At 66.2% G+C, this 20,546-nt stretch carries 18 protein-coding genes; 6 read left to right on the forward strand and 12 right to left on the reverse strand.

Annotation, left to right across the window (positions count from 1 at the left end; translation table 11 throughout):
• Positions 1-67: 67 nt before the first annotated feature.
• From QTI24_RS12185 to QTI24_RS12225, 9 genes are all read right to left on the reverse strand, one after another.
• Complete coding sequence (locus QTI24_RS12185; RefSeq protein ID WP_286600683.1) at positions 68-769, reverse strand: ABC transporter ATP-binding protein; 702 nt, start codon at positions 767-769, stop codon at positions 68-70.
• Position 770: 1 nt separating this feature from the next.
• On the reverse strand, positions 771-1,517 hold the full coding sequence (locus QTI24_RS12190; RefSeq protein ID WP_286600684.1) for an ABC transporter ATP-binding protein: 747 nt from the start codon (positions 1,515-1,517) through the stop codon (positions 771-773).
• Between the two features lie 82 nt (positions 1,518-1,599).
• Positions 1,600-2,550 carry a branched-chain amino acid ABC transporter permease gene (locus QTI24_RS12195; protein ID WP_286600685.1) on the reverse strand — a complete coding sequence of 317 codons (951 nt, stop codon included), beginning with the start codon at positions 2,548-2,550 and terminating at the stop codon, positions 1,600-1,602.
• A gap of 1 nt (position 2,551) precedes the next feature.
• Complete coding sequence (locus QTI24_RS12200) at positions 2,552-3,424, reverse strand: branched-chain amino acid ABC transporter permease (protein ID WP_286600687.1); 873 nt, start codon at positions 3,422-3,424, stop codon at positions 2,552-2,554.
• 19 nt (positions 3,425-3,443) lie between these two features.
• The gene (locus QTI24_RS12205; protein ID WP_286600689.1) at positions 3,444-4,610 is read right to left on the reverse strand and encodes an ABC transporter substrate-binding protein; all 1,167 of its coding nucleotides are present in this window, start codon (positions 4,608-4,610) and stop codon (positions 3,444-3,446) included.
• A gap of 119 nt (positions 4,611-4,729) precedes the next feature.
• Positions 4,730-5,545: an alpha/beta fold hydrolase gene (locus QTI24_RS12210; RefSeq protein WP_286600690.1), complete on the reverse strand. Its 816-nt coding sequence runs from the start codon at positions 5,543-5,545 to the stop codon at positions 4,730-4,732.
• Positions 5,542-7,092, reverse strand: a complete 1,551-nt coding sequence (locus QTI24_RS12215) for a benzoate-CoA ligase family protein (RefSeq protein ID WP_286600692.1) — start codon at positions 7,090-7,092, stop codon at positions 5,542-5,544. Before QTI24_RS12215 ends, QTI24_RS12210 begins: the two co-directional genes overlap by 4 nt.
• 45 nt (positions 7,093-7,137) lie before the next feature.
• Positions 7,138-8,691 (reverse strand): 3,4-dehydroadipyl-CoA semialdehyde dehydrogenase, encoded by a 1,554-nt coding sequence (locus QTI24_RS12220; RefSeq protein ID WP_286600694.1) that lies wholly within the window; start codon positions 8,689-8,691, stop codon positions 7,138-7,140.
• On the reverse strand, positions 8,688-9,152 hold the full coding sequence (locus tag QTI24_RS12225; protein ID WP_286600695.1) for a 4-hydroxylaminobenzoate lyase: 465 nt from the start codon (positions 9,150-9,152) through the stop codon (positions 8,688-8,690). The genes QTI24_RS12220 and QTI24_RS12225 overlap by 4 nt, the downstream gene beginning before the upstream one ends.
• Before the next feature lie 164 nt (positions 9,153-9,316).
• On the opposite strand from QTI24_RS12225, the gene QTI24_RS12230 reads away from it, so the two are divergent.
• The 5 genes from QTI24_RS12230 (at position 9,317) to QTI24_RS12250 (ending at position 15,283) form a co-directional block, all read left to right on the forward strand.
• Positions 9,317-10,249 carry a helix-turn-helix transcriptional regulator gene (locus tag QTI24_RS12230; RefSeq protein WP_286600696.1) on the forward strand — a complete coding sequence of 311 codons (933 nt, stop codon included), beginning with the start codon at positions 9,317-9,319 and terminating at the stop codon, positions 10,247-10,249.
• Positions 10,250-10,383: 134 nt separating this feature from the next.
• Positions 10,384-12,054, forward strand: a complete 1,671-nt coding sequence (gene boxC, locus QTI24_RS12235) for a 2,3-epoxybenzoyl-CoA dihydrolase (protein WP_286600697.1) — start codon at positions 10,384-10,386, stop codon at positions 12,052-12,054.
• A 44-nt stretch (positions 12,055-12,098) separates the two neighbouring features.
• Positions 12,099-13,526, forward strand: coding sequence for a benzoyl-CoA 2,3-epoxidase subunit BoxB (gene boxB, locus QTI24_RS12240; RefSeq protein ID WP_286600698.1), 1,428 nt, complete (start codon positions 12,099-12,101; stop codon positions 13,524-13,526).
• Positions 13,527-13,557: 31 nt separating this feature from the next.
• Complete coding sequence (gene boxA, locus QTI24_RS12245; protein ID WP_286600701.1) at positions 13,558-14,832, forward strand: benzoyl-CoA 2,3-epoxidase subunit BoxA; 1,275 nt, start codon at positions 13,558-13,560, stop codon at positions 14,830-14,832.
• Positions 14,833-14,842: 10 nt separating this feature from the next.
• On the forward strand, positions 14,843-15,283 hold the full coding sequence (locus tag QTI24_RS12250) for a MaoC family dehydratase (RefSeq protein ID WP_286600704.1): 441 nt from the start codon (positions 14,843-14,845) through the stop codon (positions 15,281-15,283).
• 33 nt (positions 15,284-15,316) lie between these two features.
• Here QTI24_RS12250 and QTI24_RS12255 read toward each other — a convergent pair whose 3' ends face one another.
• From QTI24_RS12255 to QTI24_RS12265, 3 genes are all read right to left on the reverse strand, one after another.
• Positions 15,317-16,132, reverse strand: a complete 816-nt coding sequence (locus QTI24_RS12255) for a class I SAM-dependent methyltransferase (RefSeq protein WP_286600706.1) — start codon at positions 16,130-16,132, stop codon at positions 15,317-15,319.
• 181 nt (positions 16,133-16,313) lie between these two features.
• The gene (locus QTI24_RS12260) at positions 16,314-16,949 is read right to left on the reverse strand and encodes a response regulator (RefSeq protein ID WP_286600708.1); all 636 of its coding nucleotides are present in this window, start codon (positions 16,947-16,949) and stop codon (positions 16,314-16,316) included.
• Complete coding sequence (locus QTI24_RS12265; protein WP_286600709.1) at positions 16,946-18,031, reverse strand: PAS domain-containing sensor histidine kinase; 1,086 nt, start codon at positions 18,029-18,031, stop codon at positions 16,946-16,948. The genes QTI24_RS12260 and QTI24_RS12265 overlap by 4 nt, the downstream gene beginning before the upstream one ends.
• A 231-nt stretch (positions 18,032-18,262) precedes the next feature.
• Here QTI24_RS12265 and QTI24_RS12270 point away from each other — a divergent pair, with 231 nt between their 5' ends.
• The gene (locus QTI24_RS12270; protein ID WP_286600710.1) at positions 18,263-20,530 is read left to right on the forward strand and encodes a DUF6351 family protein; all 2,268 of its coding nucleotides are present in this window, start codon (positions 18,263-18,265) and stop codon (positions 20,528-20,530) included.
• Positions 20,531-20,546: the final 16 nt, after the last annotated feature.

A 20,546-nucleotide genomic window follows, 5' to 3' on the forward strand; every position in this document is an offset into this window, starting at 1 on the left:
TCCTCCTTGGAGCGCCGAATTTTGGCACTCGATGCGGGGCTCCGCAATCGAGCTCCGCGCCGGCGGATCACACGCCCAGCAGTTCCTCCAGCACATCCGGCGCAGCCACCAGCTCCGCAGAAGCGCCCTGCCGCACGATGCGGCCCTTCTCCATCACCACCGCCCGGTCGGTGTGCGCGAGCACCTTGCGCCAGTCGCGATCGACGATCAGCGTCGCGATGCCCGTCGCGCGGATGTCGCTGATCACGCGCCAGATTTCAACCACGATCAGCGGCGCGAGTCCCTCGGTCGCCTCGTCGAGAATCATGAGACGCGGGTTGGTCATCAGCGCGCGGCCGATGGAGAGCATCTGCTGCTCGCCGCCCGACAGTTGCTGGCCACCGTGCGAGAGGCGCTCCGTCAGCCGCGGAAACGTCGCCATCACGCGGTCGAAGGTCCAGTCGCGCTTGCCGTCGATGCCGGCGCGCGCGCTCATCACGAGGTTCTCGCGCACCGAGAGGTTCGGGAAGATGCCCCGGCCTTCAGGCACGTAGCCGATGCCGCGGCGCGCCATCTTCTCCGGCACCCAACCGGTGACCTCCTGGCCGTCGAGCCGCACGTGGCCGGAAGCCGGGCGCACATAGCCCATCAGCGAGCGGATCAGCGTGGTCTTGCCCATGCCGTTGCGGCCGAGTAGGCCGACGGACGTGGCGGCGGGAATCTCGACATCCACGCCGCGCAGGATGTGGCTGTCGCCATAGTAGGTGTTGAGGCCTTCGATCTGGAGCATGTCAATGTTCCTCACCGAGGTAGGCCGTGCGCACTTCGGGGTTGGTACGGATCGAAGCGGGATCACCCGTCGCGATCACCGTGCCGTTGACCATCACCGTGATGCGGTCGGCAATGCGGAACACCGCATCCATGTCGTGCTCGACAAGAAGGATCGCGTGCGAGGCCTTCAGGCTGGACAGCAGCCCCAGCATGCGCTCGGTCTCCTCGGCGCCCATGCCGGCCAGCGGCTCGTCGAGCAGCAGAACGCGCGGATTCGTGGCAAGGCACATTGCGACTTCGAGCTGGCGCTTGGCGCCGTGGCTCAGCGTTCCGGCGATGCGATCGGCCACAGCGTCGAGTCCGGCGGCCGCGAGGGACTCGCGCGCGGCGGCATTGCTCGTGGCGCACTGCTTCGACGATTGCCAGATGGCCCATGGCCGCGGCGTCGCGGCCTGCGCGGCGAGCCGGCAGTTCTCGAGCACGGTGAACTCCGGAAAGATCGTGGTGCGCTGGTAGCTGCGGCCCACACCGGCCAGCGCGCGGCGGAACTGTGCGCGCTGCGTGATGTCGGCGCCGTCGAGCGAGATGCGGCCGTCGGACGCGCTGATCTCGCCCGAGAGCATGTTGATCAGCGTGGATTTGCCGGCGCCGTTGGTGCCGATCACGGCATGCACCTCGCCCCGGCGCAGGTCCAGCGTCACGGCATTGACGGCGACGAGCCCGCCGAAGCGGCGCGTCAAGGTATCGACTGCAAGAAGGGTGGTCATACAAGCCCCCAAGCTCGGCACTTTGTGTCCTCGCTGCCCCCCGAGGGGGTGCGAGCTTGCTTGGGGCGGCCCGGCGCCGCGCTCATGCGGCCCCCTTCGGCGAAATGCGCGACGCAATCCCGATGATGCCCTTGGGCAGCAACGCGACGAAGGCGATGATGGCGAGGCCCAGCGTCAGCTGCCAGTGGTCGGCCAGCGGCCCGACGATGGCATGCGTGGACAGCAGTTCCTTCAGCAGCGTGAAGGCGACGGCGCCGATCACCGCGCCGCGCAGATGGCCGAGGCCGCCCAGGATGATCATCAGCAGCACCTCGCCCGAGTTGTGCCATGCGAGCAACTCCGGGTTCACCACGCCGTCGCGCGACGCCACGAGAAAGCCCGCCAGCCCTGCCAGCGCCCCCGCGATCACGAAAGCCGCGAGCTTGTAGCCGTACACCGGAAAGCCCGCCGCGCGCATGCGCTGCTCGTTGACGCGGATGCCCGCCAGCGCGGCACCGAAGCGCGACCGCCGGATCAGCGCGAGAAAGCCGTAGGTGCCCGCGAGGGCGGCCAGCACGAAATAGAACTGCACGCTGCGGTTCTCCATGTCGAGCGCGCCGAGGGCAGGGCGGATGTACATGTAGATGCCGTCGCTGCCGCCGCCCAGCGCGGTGTCGTGGAATACGAAGAAGGCCATCTGCGCGAAGGCCAGCGTGACCATGATGAAGTACACGCCGCGAGTGCGCAGGCTCAGCGCGCCGACGACGAGTGCATAGGCTGCCGCCGAGCCCATCGCCAGCGGCAGCAGGAAGGCGATCGAGCCGCCGTCCTTGCCCGAGCCGAGCACCGTGGCATACGCGCCGATGCCGTAGAAGGCCGCGTGGCCCAGGCTCACGAGGCCGGTCATGCCGACCAGCAGTTCGAGGCTCAGCGCGAAGATCGAAAGGATCATCACCTTCACGACCAGGTCCGAGAGATAGGGGCTCAGCATCGGGCCGAGCAAGGCCAGCGCGATGGCGCAGAGCAGCGGGATGAAGTGCGAGATGCGTTGCATGTCAGACCTTGCGCCCCATGAGACCTTCCGGGCGCCAGATGAGCACGATGGCCATCAGCACATACACCCCCATGCCGCTCAGTTCGGCGAAGAAGACCTTGCCGAAGGTATCGACAAAGCCCACCAGCAGCGAAGCCACGAGGGCACCGGTGATCGACCCGATGCCGCCGATCACTACCACCACGAAGCAGATGATCAGCACGCTCGCACCCATGCCCGGATAGACGGAGGACATCGGCGCCGCAATCATCCCGGCCAACGCCGCCAGCGCCACGCCGGCCGCGAAGACGATGCGATACAGCCGGCGGATGTCGATGCCCAACCCGCGCACCATGTCGCGATTGCTCGCACCGGCGCGGATCATCATGCCCAGCCGCGTGCGGTTGACCACGTAGTACAGCGCGACCGCCAGCACCACGCACGCCGCCGAAGCGAAGAGCCGGTACCACGGGTAGCTCATGAGATCGCCCAGCGCGAAGCTGCCTTCGAGCCAGGGCGGCGCCTTCACGCCGTGCACGTCATTGCCGATCAGAATTGAACGCAGTTCCTCGAAGACGAGGATCAAACCGTAAGTCATCAGCACCTGCTGCAGATGGTCCCGTTGGTAGAGGTAGCTGAAGAAGGCCCACTCCAGCACATAGCCGAAGACGGCAGCCAGCACCACGCCCGCCACCAGCATCACGATGAACTGGTCGCCGAACAGCGGCGACAGCGCGAACGCCATGTAAGCGCCGATCATGTAGAAGCTGCCGTGGGCGAGATTGATCACGCCCATGATCCCGAAGATCAGCGTCAGCCCGGAGGCGACGAGGAACAGCAGCAATCCGTACTGCACGGAGTTCAGGCACTGAACGAGAAAGGTACCGAAGTCCATGCAGTCTCTTCGTTGACGATTAAAGCTTGCAGCCGCGGGCGGGGTCGGCCAGATTTTTCACGGCGATGTTGACGACCTTGTTCTCGTTGCCTTCGACCTTGCGCAGGTAGATGTCCTGCACCGGGTTGTGCGCCTTGTTCATCGTGAAGGCGCCGCGCGGGCTGTCGATCTTGGCCTTCTCGATGGCGGAGGCGAACTCGGCCTTCTTCGAAATGTCGCCCTTCACGGCGCTGAGGCCGACCGCGAGCATCTGCGCCGCGTCGTAGCCCTGCACCGCATACACGTCAGGCTGCAGCTTGAAGGACTTGGCGTAGGCCGTGCGGAAAGCGGTGTCACGCGGCGTGTTCAGGCCGTCGGCATAGTGCAGCGTGGTCTGCATGCCTTGTGCGGCGGCGCCCTGCGCTTCGAGCGTGCCGTCGGTCAGGAAGCCGGGGCCGACGAGCGGGATGGTCTTGTTGAGGCCGGCCGCCGCGTAGTCCTTGACGAACTTGACCGCGCCGCCGCCCGCGAAGAAGGCATAGACCACATCCGGCTTGGCCGCTGCGATTTCGGTCAGCAGTGCCTGGAACTCCACGTTCGGGAAGGGCACGGTGAGCTGCTTCTCGACCTTGCCGCCGGCCTTCTCGAAACCTTCCTTGAAGCCCGCCACCGACTCGTCGCCGGCCGCGTACTTCCAGGTGATGGTCATGGCCTTCTTCTTGCCATCCTTGCCGGCGACTTCACCCATCGCGTAGGCCGGCTGCCAGTTCGAGAACGAGCTGCGGAAGATGTTCTGCGCGCACATCGGGCCCGTCACGGCGTCGGCGCCGGCGTTGGGCACGATCAGCACGGTGCCGCTTTCCTTGGCGGCCTTGGCCATCGCCATCGCCACGCCCGAATGCACGGTGCCGATGATGACGTCGACGTTATCGCGCTTGATCAGCTTGTTGACGTTGTCCGTGGCCTTGGCCGGATCGGATTCGTCGTCGACCTTGACGAACTCGATCTCGCGGCCGCCGAGCTTGCCGCCCTGTTCCTCGATGCGAAGCTTGAAGCCGTTTTCAATGGCCACGCCCAGCGCTGCGTAGGTGCCGCTGAACGGAAGCATCAGGCCCACCTTCAGCTTGCCCTGTTGGGCATGGCCCAGCGTGGCGATACAGGCCAATGCGAGGGCTGTCAGCGTGGTGCGTGCGATGCGGGTGCTCATGGATGGGACTCCTTGTTGAAAAAAACGGAAGGTTGCGACCGCGGACGGTTCGGAAATTCAGGGACATCCGCCAATACACGAGAGGTCAATACTTTATAGCTAAACTATTTATCTCTCAATTAAGCGTTTTCCCGGGGTTTCCCCGAAGGGTCTTTCACGAATGAAACGGTCGCAACTATCGCTGTTTCGGGCTGGTCGCGATGCGGGGAATGCCCGCAGTCCGGGATCTCCACGAGCCGCGTTTGCGGCGCCCGCTCGGCGATGCCGCGAATCTGGCGAAGCGTGCCGTATTCGTCGTCGATTCCCTGCATAGCAAGAACCGGGCAACGGATGGTGTCGAGCTCGCTTTCGATGGTCCATTGCCGGAAGGGCGGGTGCAGCCAGATGCGGTTCCAGCCCCAGAAGGCGGAGTCCACGTCGTCGTGGTAGCGGCTGAGCTTCTTCGGCATGTCCGTCTGGAGGTAGGCCTGGCGCGCCAGCTCGATGTTGGCGACCGTCACGTCCTCCACGAAGATGTGCGGCGCCAGCACGACGAGGCCGGCGACTCTGTCGGGAAAGCGCGAGGCATACAGCAGCGAGATCGAGCCGCCGTCGCTGTGGCCGAAGAGCCAGGGCTTTTCTTCGAGACCGATCGCCTCGAAGAAGGCGGGCAGCACCTCGTGCGCCTGATGGTGCATGAAGTCCACGTCCCATACTTCGTCGGCGTCGCGCGGGGTCGAGCGGCCGTAGCCAGGGCGCGAGAACACCAGGCCGCGAAATCCGCCGGCCTCGCACAGCCGCTCGGGGAAATCCTTCCACATCGCGATCGAGCCAAGGCCTTCGTGCAGGAAGACGAGGAGGGGCGCGTCGGTGCGTTCCGGGGCGATGCGCACGTATTCGATGCGCACGTCTTTTCCCCGCCAGCGGATGGCGGCGAATTCGGAGGGAGCAGTCACGCCTTCTGCTCCCGCTCGCGGAGTCGGAAGCGCTGGATCTTTCCTGTGGCGGTCTTGGGGAGTTCACCGACGAACTCGATGAAGCGCGGGTACTTGTACGGCGCGAGGCGCTCTTTCACGAAAGCCTTCAGCTCATCCTCACTGACCGACTGGCCGTCCTTGCGCACCACGTACGCCTTGGTCTTGGTCAGCCCGTCGGCATCTTCCTTGCCGATCACCGCGGCTTCGAGCACGGCCGGATGCTGCATGAGCGTGGCCTCGACCTCGAAGGGCGAGACGTAGATGCCGCTGACCTTCAGCATGTCGTCGCTGCGGCCCGCGTAGGTGTAGTAGCCGTCGGCGTCGCGGGAGTACTTGTCGCCGCTCTTGGTCCAGCCGTCGCGGAAGGTATCGGCGCTCTTTTCGGGGTTGGCCCAGTACATGAGCGCGGTGCTCGGTCCCTTGATGTAGAGGTCGCCGACCTCGCCGACCGCTACGGCCTGGCCGTCCTCCCCCCGCAGCTCGATCTCGTAGCCTTCGACCGGCTTGCCCGTGGTGCCGTAGCGGATGTCGCCGGGCCGGTTGGAGATGAAGATGTGCAGCATCTCGGTCGAGCCGATGCCGTCGACGATCTCGCAGCCGAAGTGCTGCTTGAAGCGCTGCGCGATCTCGCCGGGCAGCGCCTCGCCGGCGGAAGAGCACATGCGCAGCGCAACCGCCTCGCGCGCCGGCAGGTTGGGCGAGGCCAGCATCCCGGCGAATCCTGTCGGCGCGCCGAAGAAGACCGTCGGCTTGTGCGCGCCGGTCCAGCGCTTGAAGGTCGCGTCGGGCGTCGGCCGCTCGGCCATCAGCAGCACGGTCGCGCCGACCGACAGCGGAAAGGTCAGCGCGTTGCCGAGCCCGTACGCGAAGTACATCTTGGCGGCGGAGAAGCAGACGTCGTTCTCCGTCAGGCCCAGCACCGGCTTGCCATACAGCTCCGCCGTCCACCACGGATTGGCGTGCGTGTGCACCGTGCCTTTTGGCTTGCCGGTCGAGCCGGAGGAATAGAGCCAGAAGGCGTGTTGCTGCGGCGCTGTAGGCGCGGGTTCGGAAAGGGGTGCGTGCGCCGCGATGGCCGAGTCGAGGTTGTGCGCGCCGTCGGGCAGCGGCCCGGTGGGTTGCGATACGAACAGCGTGCGGACGTGATGGGGCGCCTTCGCCATCGCCTCCTGCAGCATCGGCAGCAGCGCGCCGGAGACCAGCGCCGCCGTCGCGCCGCTGTGGTCCAGCATGTAGGCGTAGTCGTCCGCGGTGAGCAGCGTGTTCACAGCCACCGGCACGATGCCGGCGTAAAGGCTGCCGAGAAAGCACACGGGCCAGTCGCTGCTGTCGAGCATCAGCAGCAGCACGCGGTCTTCGCGGCGCACGCCCTCGTCGAGCAGGGCGGCGGCGAGGCGGCGCGAGCGGTCTTCGAGTTGGCCGTAGCCGAGTGCGCCCCGGTCATCGACATAGGCTCTCTTCTCCGCACGGCCACGGTTGAGCGCGAACAGATGCTCCGCGAAGTTGAAGGGGTTGGGCAGGCTCATCGTGTGTCTCCTCGGGTCCGTCTTGATCGGGAATGCGGGCTGCGGCTACTGAAGCCCGAGCTGAGCCAGCACGCCGGGGCTGGCCTGCACCGCGCTGCGGCGGTGATAGAAGTCCAGCGCTCGGAGGCCGCCGACCTCGGCGCCGCCGCCCGCGCGGCCGGGGCCGCCGTGCAGCGACATCGGCATCACGTTGCCGTGGCCGGTGTGGACTTGTGCGACTTCGGGCGAGATCACGTGCACACGGCCATGGCTGGCGGCGAGCTGCACGGTCGCCTGGCCGAGCGCGGCGTCGTCTGCGCCGTAGAGCGAGGTCACCAGCGAGCCTTGGCCGCGATGCGCGAGCGCGATGGCATGGTGGAGGTCGCGATAGGGCAGCAGCGTGGCGACCGGCCCGAACACTTCGACGTCGTGCACGCGGTCGGCCGCATCGGCATCGCGCGCACCCAGCAGCACCGGGCCGATGCAGGCGGCGATGGCCGTGTCGGCATCGACCAATGCCTTCTGACTGCCGTCATGCAGCACGGAGGCCTGCGACTTCAGGGATTCCAACCCTTCGCGCACCGCGTTGAGCTGGGCGCGGCTCACCAGCGAACCCATGCGCACGCTCTCGTTGCGCGGGTTGCCGACCGTGATGCCGGCGAGCTTGGCGCCGATGGCTTCGGCCGCCGCGTCGTACACAGCTGAGGGCACCAGGATGCGGCGGATGGCAGTGCATTTCTGGCCCGACTTCACCGTCATCTCGCGCACGACCTCGCGCACCAGCAGGTTGAAGGCGTCCGAGCCCGGCCCGGCATCCGGCAGCAGCAGGGCGGAGTTCAGGCTGTCAGCCTCGATGTTGACGCGCACGGAGCGCTGGGCCACGGCGGCATGCGAGCGGATCACCGCACCCGTCTCGGCCGAGCCGGTGAAGGAAACCACGTCGAAGGCTTCGAGTTGGTCCATCAGCCCGTTGGAGCTGCCGCAGATCACCGATAGCGCGCCGGCCGGCAGCACGCCCGAATCGACCACGTCCTTGACCATGCGCTGCGTCAGCCAGGCGGTGGAGGTCGCGGGCTTGACGATCACCGGCACGCCGGAGAGCAGCGCGGGCGCGGCCTTTTCCCACAAGCCCCAGGAGGGGAAGTTGAAGGCGTTGATGAAGAGCGCCACGCCGCGCGTCGGCACCTGCAGGTGCTGCGACAGGAACACCGGCTCCTTGCCGAGCTTCGCCGCATCGCTGTCACGCAGGGCGCGCACGTCGCCGAGCGCATCGCCCCACTTGGCGTACTGGCCGAGGGTGAAGATTGCACCGTCGATGTCGACGGCCGAGTCGTTCTTCACAGTGCCGGAGTTGGCGGTGGCGATCTCGTAGTAACTGTCGCGATTGGCCTGCAGCACCTTGACGACGGCGGCCAGCAGGCCTGCGCGCTGGCGGTAGGTGAGGCCGCGCAGCGCAGCGCCGCCGGTTTCCCGTGCGAAGCGGAAAGCTTCGGGTAGATCGAGCCCGGTGGCATCGACCCGTACCAGTTCGGTGCCGAGCACCGGATCGAACAGCGGCGTTCCGGCGCCGCTGCCGGCCTGCCAGCGGCCACCTACATAGTTAGAGAGAACTTCGGTCATTTGGTGAACTGGATCTGCCCCTCGGGCAACAAGTAGAGGACCAAGGCGCGGCCTTGCGCCACAGTGGGGTGATGGGCACTGCCCGGTGGGTAGACGCACCAGCCCGCAGGCCGGCCGTCGAAGGTCGCGTCCCCTTCCAGCGGCATGATCAAATCGATCTCCCCGCCGGGATGCGTGTGATGCGGCCCGGCGATGTCGCGCATGTCGACCACATCGACCGAGAAACGGCCGAGCGAGTCCTCGGCCTTGAACACCCGCCCGTAGCGGATGCCGCCGCCTTCGCGGTCGCAGAGCCAGCCTTCGGCCACGCCGTCGATGCATGCCTGTTTCAGCTGGTCGAAGGACGGCGTGCCGGCGCCGTGGTGGGTGTTGAGCCAGCGGTCGAGTTCGTCGTCGAGCGGCCGGCCGGCGATCTGTGTCGCCACGTGAGCGACGAGCTGGTGGAAGGCTTGCTTGGACATGGCGCTTTCTTCGTGCGTGGGGAACAAACTTGCGGCAATCGCCTGCGTGCAGTATCTTGCCTGTACACGAACCATAAGCATGCAGTCAAAAGGTGTCAAGCAATATAGTGCATGAGTTCGTGTTAACCCTGAATGCAGCCACCGAGGACATCGAAAGAGATTCCATGAACGAGCGAGCCGACGACGCGGTACTGACCTTGCCCACCGACGCGAACACCCCGGCCGAGGAGGCCAAGAACCCGCTGCTCGTCGCGCTGGGCGAGCGCGTGCGCAACCTGCGCGCGCGCCGTGGCCTCACCCGCAAGGCGGTTGCGCAGGCGGCCAATGTGTCGGAGCGGCATCTCGCCAATCTCGAATACGGCATCGGCAATGCCTCGATCCTGGTGCTGCAGCAGGTGTCGACCGCCCTGCAATGCTCGCTGGCTGAACTGGTCGGCGACGTCACCACGATCTCGCCCGAATGGCTGCTGATCCGCGAACTGCTGGAGCATCGCGGCGAGGCCGATCTGCGCCGCGCACGCATTGCATTGGGCGAGTTGCTCGGCACGGCCGCCGGCGACCCGGCCCGGCATCGCCGCATCGCGCTGATCGGCCTGCGCGGCGCGGGCAAGTCCACGCTGGGCCAGATGCTGGCCGATGACCTGGAGGTGCCCTTCATCGAGTTGAGCCGCGAGATCGAGAAGGTCGCAGGCTGCAGCGTGCGCGAGATTCATGACCTCTACGGCACCAACGCCTACCGCCGTTACGAGCGCCGCGCGCTCGAGGAAGCCGTGCAGATCTACAGCGAAGCGGTCATTGCGACGCCGGGCGGCATCGTCTCCGATCCGGCCACCTTCAACCAGCTTCTCGCCCACTGCACTACCGTGTGGCTGCAGGCCGCGCCCGAAGAACACATGGGCCGCGTCGCTGCTCAGGGCGACACCCGCCCCATGGCGGCCAGCAAGGAAGCCATGGACGACCTGCGCCGCATCCTGAGCGGCCGAGCCGCCTTTTATTCGAAGGCCGACGTCAGCGTGGACACCACCGGACACGACCTGGCGAAAAGCTTCGAGCTGTTGCGCACCGCGGTGCGCGAGACGATGAGCCACAACGGCTGAGCGGATCTCTCAACGAGCTGTAAAAAATTCATTCCAGAGTTGACGCGCCTCAAAACATGCAGCATGATGCATGTTCCGGCGATCGACAAGTGCACTATTGTTCCTCGCCACCGAACCTTCAAGGAGACTTCGACATGGCCGAAACCGCTGCTCACCCCGCCCGCGTGGACTACCGCACCGACCCGACGCAATACCGTCACTGGAAACTGAACGTGGAGGGCCCGGTGGCGCGCCTGTCGCTCGACATCGCGGAAGACGGCGGCATCCGCCCCGGCTACAAGCTCAAGCTCAACAGCTACGACCTGGGCGTGGACATCGAACTGAACGACGCGCTGAACCGCGTGCGTTTCGAGCACCCCGAAGTGCGTTCGGTCATCGTCACCAGCGCCAAGGACCGCATCTTCTGCTCGGGCGCCAACATCTTCATGCTGGGCGTCTCCAGCCACGCCTGGAAGGTGAACTTCTGCAAGTTCACGAACGAGACCCGCAACGGCATCGAGGACACGTCGAAGCACTCTGGCCTCAAGTTCATCGCGGCCGTCAACGGCGCCTGCGCCGGCGGCGGCTACGAGCTGGCGCTGGCCTGCGACGAGATCGTGCTCGTCGACGACCGCTCTTCGTCCGTCTCGCTGCCCGAAGTGCCGCTGCTCGGCGTGCTGCCCGGCACCGGCGGCCTCACCCGCGTCACCGACAAGCGCCATGTGCGCCATGACCTCGCCGATATCTTCTGCACCAGCGTCGAAGGCGTGCGTGGCCAGCGTGCCGTCGACTGGCGCCTCGTCGATGCCATCGCCAAGCCGGCCCAGTTCGGCGCCGCCGTGCAGGAACGCGCCGCCAAGCTTGCCGAAGGCAGTGATCGTCCGGCGAATGGCAAGGGCGTGAGCCTCACCCGCCTCGAACGCGAAGAGGGCGCCGACAGCCTGCGCTACGAACACGTCACGGTCGAGATCGACCGCGCCCGCCGCACCGCCACCTTCACCGTCAAGGCACCGAAGGGAGCGCAGCCCGCCGACATCGCTGCCATCGAGGCGGCCGGCGCCGCATGGTGGCCGCTCGCGATGGTCCGTCAGCTGGACGACGCGATCCTCAACATGCGCACCAACGAGCTCGACATCGGCACCTGGCTCCTCAAGACCGAAGGCGACGCGCAGGCCGTGCTCGCCAGCGACGCCACGTTGCTCGCCAACAAGGACCACTGGCTCGTGCGCGAGACCATCGGCGCACTGCGCCGCACGCTGGCGCGCCTCGACGTGTCGTCGCGCAGCCTCTTCGCGCTGATCGACTCGGGCTCCTGCTTCGCCGGCACGCTGGCCGAGATCGCCTTCGCGGCCGACCGCGCCTACATGCTCGCGCTGCCAGACGACGCCGAGCGCGCACCGAAGATCACGCTCGACGAGTTCAACTTCGGCTTCTTCCCGATGGTCAACGACCAGAGCCGCCTGCAACGCCGCTTCTATGAAGAAGCCGCGCCGATGGAAGCCGCGCGTGCCGCCGCCGGCAAGCCGCTCGATGCGGACGCGGCGATGGCGCTCGGCCTCGTCACGATGGCGCCCGACGACATCGACTGGGACGACGAAATCCGCATCGCCATCGAAGAGCGTGCCGCCATGTCGCCCGATGCACTCACCGGCCTCGAAGCCAACCTGCGCTTCGCCAGCAAGGAAAACATGAACACGCGCATCTTCGGCCGGCTCACCGCCTGGCAGAACTGGATCTTCAACCGCCCGAACGCCGTCGGCGAAAAGGGGGCCCTCAAGGTCTATGGCACTGGCGAGAAGGCCGGCTTCGACTTGAACCGCGTCTGACGACACAGAGCACACGAAGCCCGATCAACCCCCAAGGAACAACGATGAGCACGATCAACTACAGCGAGAAGATCCCCAACAACGTCAACCTCGGCGAAGACCGAACGCTGCAGCGCGCGCTCGAAGGCTGGCAGCCCAACTTCGTCAACTGGTGGGACGATGTCGGTCCCGATGGTTCGACCGCCTACGAGGTCTACCTGCGCACTGCGGTCAGCGTCGACCCGCAGGGCTGGGCCCAGTTCGGCCACGTGAAGATGCGCGACTACCGCTGGGGCATCTTCCTGAACCCGGGCGATGCCAACCGCGAGATCCACTTCGGCGACCACAAGGGCGAGAAGGCCTGGCAGGACGTGCCCGGCGAGCACCGCGCCAACCTGCGCCGCATCATCGTCACGCAGGGCGACACCGAGCCGGCATCGGTCGAGCAGCAGCGCCACCTGGGCCTCACCGCGCCCAGCATGTACGACCTGCGAAACCTCTACCAGATCAACGTGGAAGAGGGCCGCCACCTGTGGGCCATGGTCTACCTGCTGCACAAGCATTTCGGCCGCGACGGCCGCGAAGAAGCCGAGGCGCTGCTGCAGCGCCAGTCCGGCGACCAGGACAACCCGCGCATCCTCGGCGCCTTCAACGAGAAGACGCCCGACTGGCTCGCCTTCTTCATGTTCACGTACTTCACGGACCGCGACGGCAAGTTCCAGTTGTCGGCGCTGGCCGAGAGCGCCTTCGATCCGCTGGCGCGCACTACCAAGTTCATGCTGACCGAGGAAGCGCACCACATGTTCGTGGGCGAGAGTGGCGTCTCGCGTGTGCTGCAACGCACCGCGCAGGTCATGAACGAGCTGAAGACGGACGATCCGCAGAAGGTGCGCGCCGCCGGTGCCATCGACCTCGGCACCATCCAGCGCTACCTGAATTTCCACTACAGCGTGACCATCGACCTCTTCGGCGCCGACCAGTCGAGCAACGCCGCCACCTTCTACAGCTCCGGCCTCAAGGGCCGTTACGAGGAAGGCAAGCGCACCGACGACCACGTGCTCAAGGGCCAGACCTACAAGGTGCTGGAAGTGGTGAACGGCCAACTCGTCGAGAAGGACGTGCCGATGCTCAACGCGCTCAACGAAGTGCTGCGCGACGACTTCATCAAGGACTCCGTGGCCGGCGTCGGCCGCTGGAACAAGGTGCTCGAGAAGGCCGGCATTCCGACCCGCCTGACCGTGCCGCACAAGGCCTTCAACCGCCAGATCGGCGCCTTGGCCGGCATCAAGATGTCGCCCGAAGGCCGCGTGGTGAACGAGCAGGAATGGGCCGCCAAGAAAGCCGAATGGCTGCCGACGCCCGACGACTTCGCTTTCGTGGCATCGTTGATGGGCCGCGTGGTCGATCCAGGCAAGTTCGCAGGCTGGATCGCGCCGCCGGTGATGGGCATCAACCGCCAACCAGTCGATTTCGAATACGTGCGTTTCGGTTGATCTGGCGAGGGAGGGGTACAAGGAGACAACCATGGACATGGCCGAAATCAACGTCATCAAGCAGCACCTGATCGACCCCGAGATCTGCATCCGATGCAACACCTGCGAGGCGACCTGCCCGGTCAACGCCATCACGCACGACGACCGCAACTACGTGGTGCGCGCCGACGTGTGCAACGGCTGCATGGCCTGCATCTCGCCGTGCCCGACGGGCTCGATCGACAACTGGCGCACCATGCCGGTGGCACGCGCCTATTCCATCGAAGAGCAGCTCACATGGGACGAGCTGCCCGCCGAACTCTCTCCCGAGCAGCTCGAAGCGGAAGGCGTCGCGACGCCCGGTGAAACGCTGATGCAGGTGCCCTCCGCCGCGCCGCAGCCGCCTGCCGAACCCGGCGAAGTCGCCTTCAATTCCGCGCAGTACGGCGCCACCGTGCCGCCATGGTCGGCCGCCCATGCCTACACCAACCTGTTCCCGCCAAAGAGCCCGACCACCGCGACCGTGGTGGGCAACTTCAACTGCACCGAAGCCGGCTACGAGAACCAGACGCACCACATCGTGCTCGACCTCGGCAGCATGCCCTTCCCGGTGCTGGAAGGCCAATCGATCGCCATCATCCCGCCCGGCGTCGACGCCAACGGCAAGCCGCACTTCGCGCGCCAATACTCGATCGCCAGCCCGCGCAACGGCGAGCGGCCCGGCTACAACAACATCTCGCTGACCGTGAAGCGTGTGCTGGAGGACCACCAGGGCAACCCCGTGCGCGGCGTGTGCAGCAACTATGTGTGCGACCTGAAGGTCGGCGACAAGGTGCAGGTCATCGGGCCCTTCGGCTCGTCCTTCCTGATGCCGAACCATCCGAAGTCGCACATCGTGATGATCTGCACCGGCACCGGCAGCGCCCCCATGCGCGCGATGACCGAATGGCGCCGGCGCCTGCGCAAGAGCGGCAAGTTCGAGGGCGGCAAGCTCATGCTCTTCTTCGGCGCGCGCACGCAGCAGGAGCTGCCGTACTTCGGCCCGCTGCAGACGTTGCCCAAGGATTTCATCGACATCAACTTCGCGTTCTCGCGCACACAGGGCCAGCCCAGGCGCTACGTGCAGGACATGATGCGCGAGCGCGCCGCGGACCTCGTCGAGCTTCTGAGGGACGGCCAGAGCCACTTTTACGTGTGCGGCCTGAAGAGCATGGAAGAGGGCGTCGTGCTCGCGCTGCGCGACGTCGCGACCGAAGCCGGCCTCGACTGGGACACCGTCGGCCAGAGCCTCAAGCGGGAGGGGCGTCTGCACCTCGAAACGTATTGACAATGTCCTGATGAAATTCGCCGACTTCCACGCGGGCCAGATCATCGAAGCGGGCCCGTACCTCGTGACGGAGGCGGAAGTCCTGCAGTTCGCGCGGGCCTATGACCCGCAGTGGTTCCACACGGATGCCGACGCGGCGGCTGGCGGCCCCTTTGGCGGACTTATCGCGAGCGGCTGGCACACCAGCGCGATCGCGATGCGGCTCGTCGCCGATGCCGCTCTCGCCGGCTCCGAATCCTTCGCATCGCCCGGCTTGCAGTACCTCAAGTGGCCCAATCCGGTGCGGCCCGGGGACAGCCTGCGGCTCGTTGCCGATGTCGCGGAAGTGCGGCGTTCGGAAAAGCGGCCGACGCTGGGCATCCTGCGCTGGCGCTGGCGGCTGTTCAACCAGCGGGAACTCCCGGTGCTGGATCTGGAGGCGACCAGTCTGTTCAGGTTGGAACCCACATAGTTCAGCTAGGAAGCGCCCCGCCGTTGTCATGATTCACGGTCTGGTTGCTGCCGTGAGCACGGCCGGCATGGGCACTTCATAGCCAAGCCCTTTCCTGAAAGGCTCCAGCGCGGTCAGGATCGCGTCGTCGATCGCATCCAGCGCCTCGGCATGCTGGCGCTGCAGCGTGCCGCGCATCCGAACGGTGCCGGTCTTCAGGGTGAGCAGGACCTGCTCGCTCGATGAAGGTCGCCAGGTCTGCAGCACCCGTGTCACCGCGACGTCCTGGAAGCCTGCGGAGGTCATCGCCTTCTCGCTCGTCGCGGCATCGGCAAACAGGAACATGTTGGGCCCTCCGGGCAGGCCCACGTCCATGGAGCCATGCGCATTGACCGCGTCGAGGACGGCGCCGAAGAGCTTCGCTTCCTGCGGTGCATCCCAGACCGCGAAGGCGAGTCTTCCTCCGCTCTTGAGCACACGAAACGCTTCTCGAAAGAATCGCTCAGGGTCCGGAAAGTGAAGCACGCCGTAATTGGCGACGACCGCATCGAAGGTCGCGCCCGCAAAGGGCAAGTTGCCTGCGTCGGCCTCCATGAAGGCCGCGGCCGGAAAGCGCTGTTTGGCGAGGCGTACCTGCTCGGCCGAGAAGTCGGCGCCCGTGACCTGGGCCCCGCGCGCGAGGACTGCGCCCGCGGCATAGCCGGCACCTGTCGCCACATCCAGCACGACGCCGCCCGCCTTGATGCCGGCGGCGTCGAGCAGGGGGCCGATCGATTGGGTCGTGAGGCTCGACAAGAGGTCGTCGTAGCTCGCGCAGACAGTGGGGTCCGCCCAGCCGGCGTGCTCGAAGTCGCGGAACGATTCGGTCATGGACGCCTCCTGTGCGAGCGACTCCCGGATCGAAAAATAGTGCGCCCTCCTCGCAGCAGTGTCAATCGAACTCCCGCCGACTTGCGCACCGCTACCGGATGGGGACAGCTTCATTGATCGGCGGCGCGCTTGGTCTCGTGGCGTCGACCGTCATCTTTGCGTTGCGTGAGCGAACGGCACGCTAGTCCAGCAGTCGGTTGTGCACCGCGTACTGCACCAACTGGGCATTGGAGCCGACGCCGAGCTTCTCGAGGATGCGACGCCGGTAGGTGCTGACGGTCTTCACGTTGATCAGCAGTCGCTCCGCGATGGCCGTCAGCGCCTCGCCAGCGACGATCATTCGCATGATCTCCGACTCGCGTGTCGAAAGATGCTCGTGCGGCCTGGGGTTCGGCTCCAGTCCGTGCAGCGAATCGAGCAAGGCCTCGGTGACCGCCGGCGGGATGAACTTCTTGCCGCGGTTGACGTTGCGGATCGCCGCGATGAGGTCGCTTGCTTCCATGTCCTTGGCCACATAGCCCTTGGCGCCGTTGCGCAGCGCGCGCATCGCGTACTGCGGTGCGGCATACATGCTCAGCATGATCACGTGCACCGTGGGAAAGCGCTTGTGCACCAGGTCCAGGACATCCAGTCCGCTGCTGTCCGGCAGGTTGATGTCCAGCAGCAGCACCTGCGTGTCGCGGCGCTCCAGCATGGCGAGGCCTTCCCGCCATTCGCCAGTCTCCTCCACGCGTTCGATGTCCGGCGCATCCTGCAGCACCTTGCGCAGGCCGGAGCGGAACATCGCGTGGTCGTCGATGATCAGGACGTTGATCATCCGCGCAGCAAAGGGTTGTCGACGATCGGCGCGTGCAGCGTCACCTTCGTGCCCGCGCCGGGCGCGGAGTCGATGGTGAGCGTGCCGCCTATCTCGTGTGCGCGCTCCCGCATCGAAATGAGGCCCAGCGAATGTCGGGTCGCATCGTGACGGATGCTGCCGGCGCCGGGCATGCCGCAGCCGTTGTCTTCGATCTCGAGCCATAAGGCGTGATCGGTGCGGCGCAGGCGCACCGCGACAGCCGTGGCTTTCGCGTGGCGTGCGATGTTGGTCAGTGCCTCCTGGAAGATCCGGTAGACCGCGATGGAGCGCCATCGACACAGGTCGAGATCGAACTCGCCCGGCTCCATGCTGACCTTGAGCCCCGATCGCTCGCGAAACCGCGCCAGATGGCTCGCGATCGCTGCGTGCAGGCCCAGGTGGTCGAGCAACTGCGGTCGCATCGACTCGGACAGTTCGCGCACGTTGTCGATCGCCTCCACCAGCAGGGCGTTCAGGTCGGTCGCGATGCCGCGGATGGTCCGCGAGCGAGAGCGCCGCGAGATGCGACCGACATCCAGCTTCATGGAGGTGAGCAGGCCGCCGAGCACATCGTGCACCTCGCGTGCGTACTCGGCGCGCTGCTGCTCGCGGATGCTGTTGAGATGCGATGCGAGCTCGCGGTACTCCTGGCGCGATTGCCGAAGCTCGGCGTCTCGCTGCACCTGCGCACTGACGTTGACGCCCACGCCCACGATCGCGGGCCGTCCGCGGTATTGCATGGCTTCGCCGTGTACTTCGATGTAGACCACGTGCCCATCGCGATGCAGCCCCTGCGTGATGAAGCGCATGCTCTTCACTTCGCCGGAGATGCGGCGGTTGTAGCGGTCCATCACCTCCGCTTCGTAGTAGGCCGGGACGCACTCGCGCAGCGGCCGGCCCGTCATCTCGTCGACCGAGTAGCCGGCCATCGCGCCGAAGGTCGCGTTCGAATAGTGGAAGTGCTCGTCCTGCAGGATGTAGATGCCAGCCACGGACTGTTCCACGATCCCGCGAAACGGCACGGCTTCGATCCCGCTCTTGCCAAGGGACTCTTGCGTCATGGTCTCGTACGCACGCCGGAGTGCCGGCGCGCGCAACGTGTCTCCGAAAGTTTGTTGCCGTATCAAATTGTGCCGCCTCTTGCGGCGTGCCGCATTCGCCTAATCCCGAGTACGGCTCAGTGATTCCCCTGAGTCCGATGCCCGTTTATCTGACAGCAACTTCCCGTTGATCTGACTGGTGGGCCAACGGCCCGGGCCCTACGATCGAACGACAAGGATGGAGACAAGCGAATGAACGAGTGCTGGAAGCGGGCGCGGATGGCGGCCGCGTGGATGAGTGTGGGCGTGAGCGCATTGGCCCTGGTTGCATGTGGAGGAGGCGGCAGTGGCGGTGGCTCCGCCTTCCTTCCCCCTTCGGCTCAGACGCCCGCCGGCTCGGATTCCGGAACCGGCGGTGTCGCCAACCCGACAACGACTGATCCGGACACCCAGGTTCCCGACACGAAGGTCCCAGATCCGGGTACCCCGAGGCCGGAAGTCTCGCTGGCGGGCCTGAAGTTCTGGGTGAACGAAATGGGCCCGTCCGGCGAGACCGCCTTCAGTGGTCCGCAGCAGTCGGCCTTCCTCTGCCTGACGCAGCTGTCGAACCTGGGCGCGCCCGAGGTCGACAACCACGACGGCGTGGGCCAGCCGATCTACCAGGTGCCGGGCAATGCGAGCAGTCCGTTGCTGGGCTACAGCAAGAGCTGCAGTGTGAAGACGCAGCTGCGCTACTTCTACTACACGGGCACCGACTTCGCCCCCTTCAATCCCGCCACGCAGTTCACGACGCCGCCGGCCAACCTGCAGCGCGTGCGCGTCAACGGCGTCGACGTGCCCTTCGTCGTGCGCGTCGAAGCCGGCACCATCAATCGCTTCGCGTACAGCGTGGCGATGCTGGCACCCTTCGCGGAAACCACCGCGCAGCCGCAGGACCTGAACAACTCGGCGTGGAACCAGAAGCTCGTCTACTGGATGCGCGGCGGCGTGGGCGTGGGCCACCAGCAGGGCAAGGCCATGTGGTTCGGCGGGCTCTGGAGTGAGGAGAAGCCGGTGATGCCGCGTCTGCTGGAGCAGGGTTACGCCGTCGTTTCGTCGTCGGGCAACGAGACGGGCGTGCACTACAACCTGCAACTGGGCGAGGAAACGGCCGTCATGGTCAAGGAACATTTCGTCCAGACCTACGGCACGCCGAAGTACACCGTCGCCATGGGTATCTCCGGCGGCGCCGTGCAGCAGTACGTCTACGCGCAGAACAGGCCTAAGGGCCTCTTCGATGCGGGCGTGCCGATCCAGTCCTATCCGGACATGGTGACGCAGGTGCCCTACGTGTCCGACTGCCCGCTGCTCGAGCAGTACTTCAAGGACGAGGTCGCGCTCGATCCATCGTCGATGTGGGCCACGTGGAGCCGTCGCACGCTGGTCGAGGGCCTGGCCACGAGCGATGTGCGTCCCAACAGCTTCCTGGGTGGCACGGGCTCGTCCGAATGCATCGAAGGCTGGGGCAAGGCGGGACCGGTGGTCTTCAATCCGGTCTTCACCGATCCAGCCTTTCCGAGCACGGCGGCACTCCTGGGTTGGCCCAACGCGTTCGCCAACGTGAAGTGGACCCACTGGAACGACCTGGCCAACATCTACGGCACAGACGCCCAAGGCTTCGCGCCGATCCCGATCGACAACGTGGGCGTGCAGTACGGCCTCAAGGCGCTGAAGGACGGTGCGATCTCCGCGCAGGAATTCCTGCGCATCAATGCCTGCGCCGGCAGCTGGAAGGAGCAGGACGAGTTCCTGAACTGGCTGCTGCCGCCCACCGACCCGTTCGACAGCCGCAACATGCGGCGCAGCGCCGACTGTCGCACCGACGCCGGCACGCCCGCGCCGCGGCGCAGCGGCAACGTGAAGGCGATGAACCTTGCCTACACCTCGGGGCAGGTGTTCACCGGCAAGACGCTCGACATCCCGCTGATCGATCTGCGGCCGTGGAAGGAAGACGTGCTGGACATGCACAACTCCCGCCAGTCGTTCTCGGCGCGTGCGCGTCTTGCAGCCGGCGGCGGCAATGCCGGTAACCAGGTGATCTGGTTCACCCGCGAGACCAGCACGGCCGGCGTTGCCACGCGCGCCACAGATGCGCTCGCGGTGCTCGACGCTTACCTCACGAACGACGCCAAACCGGCCCGATTCGTCGACCAGTGCTTCGACGCGGCAGGGCAGACCATTGGAGCCGGATCGCAAGTCTGGAGCGGCATCCTCGACGGTGGCAGCGCGGGCGCCTGCACGCAGAGCTTCACCGTCAACACGAGCCCGCGCATGGTCGCTGGCGATTCGTACCGCGGGGACATGTTCAAGTGCGCGTCCAAGCCGGTTGCCAGCGCGCTCGCCGACGGAACCTACGCGCCGAGCGCCGGCGGCGGCGCCGACCCATTCAGCCCGGCGGAGAAGGCTTGGCTGAACAGGATCTTCCCGCAAGGCGTCTGCGACTATTCCAAGCCCGACATGGGGCGGCCCGCCGGCTTCTGAGCCGGGCGCACGACCC

Source organism: Variovorax sp. J22P240 (genome assembly GCF_030316855.1).
GTDB lineage: Bacteria > Pseudomonadota > Gammaproteobacteria > Burkholderiales > Burkholderiaceae_C > Variovorax.

Bases quoted from the DNA above. Each gene is read 5' to 3' on its own strand.
- QTI24_RS12185 (WP_286600683.1), bottom strand. From the start codon at position 769: ATGCTCCAGATCGAAGGCCTCAACACCTACTATGGCGACAGCCACATC.
- QTI24_RS12190 (WP_286600684.1), bottom strand. From the start codon at position 1,517: ATGACCACCCTTCTTGCAGTCGATACCTTGACGCGCCGCTTCGGCGGG.
- QTI24_RS12195 (WP_286600685.1), bottom strand. From the start codon at position 2,550: ATGCAACGCATCTCGCACTTCATCCCGCTGCTCTGCGCCATCGCGCTG.
- QTI24_RS12200 (WP_286600687.1), bottom strand. From the start codon at position 3,424: ATGGACTTCGGTACCTTTCTCGTTCAGTGCCTGAACTCCGTGCAGTAC.
- QTI24_RS12205 (WP_286600689.1), bottom strand. From the start codon at position 4,610: ATGAGCACCCGCATCGCACGCACCACGCTGACAGCCCTCGCATTGGCC.
- QTI24_RS12215 (WP_286600692.1), bottom strand. From the start codon at position 7,092: ATGAGCCTGCCCAACCCCTTCAACTTCGCGGAGCATCTGTTCGCGCTC.
- QTI24_RS12220 (WP_286600694.1), bottom strand. From the start codon at position 8,691: ATGACCGAAGTTCTCTCTAACTATGTAGGTGGCCGCTGGCAGGCCGGC.
- QTI24_RS12225 (WP_286600695.1), bottom strand. From the start codon at position 9,152: ATGTCCAAGCAAGCCTTCCACCAGCTCGTCGCTCACGTGGCGACACAG.
- QTI24_RS12230 (WP_286600696.1), top strand. From the start codon at position 9,317: ATGAACGAGCGAGCCGACGACGCGGTACTGACCTTGCCCACCGACGCG.
- boxC (WP_286600697.1), top strand. From the start codon at position 10,384: ATGGCCGAAACCGCTGCTCACCCCGCCCGCGTGGACTACCGCACCGAC.
- boxB (WP_286600698.1), top strand. From the start codon at position 12,099: ATGAGCACGATCAACTACAGCGAGAAGATCCCCAACAACGTCAACCTC.
- boxA (WP_286600701.1), top strand. From the start codon at position 13,558: ATGGACATGGCCGAAATCAACGTCATCAAGCAGCACCTGATCGACCCC.
- QTI24_RS12250 (WP_286600704.1), top strand. From the start codon at position 14,843: ATGAAATTCGCCGACTTCCACGCGGGCCAGATCATCGAAGCGGGCCCG.
- QTI24_RS12255 (WP_286600706.1), bottom strand. From the start codon at position 16,132: ATGACCGAATCGTTCCGCGACTTCGAGCACGCCGGCTGGGCGGACCCC.
- QTI24_RS12260 (WP_286600708.1), bottom strand. From the start codon at position 16,949: ATGATCAACGTCCTGATCATCGACGACCACGCGATGTTCCGCTCCGGC.
- QTI24_RS12265 (WP_286600709.1), bottom strand. From the start codon at position 18,031: ATGACGCAAGAGTCCCTTGGCAAGAGCGGGATCGAAGCCGTGCCGTTT.
- QTI24_RS12270 (WP_286600710.1), top strand. From the start codon at position 18,263: ATGAACGAGTGCTGGAAGCGGGCGCGGATGGCGGCCGCGTGGATGAGT.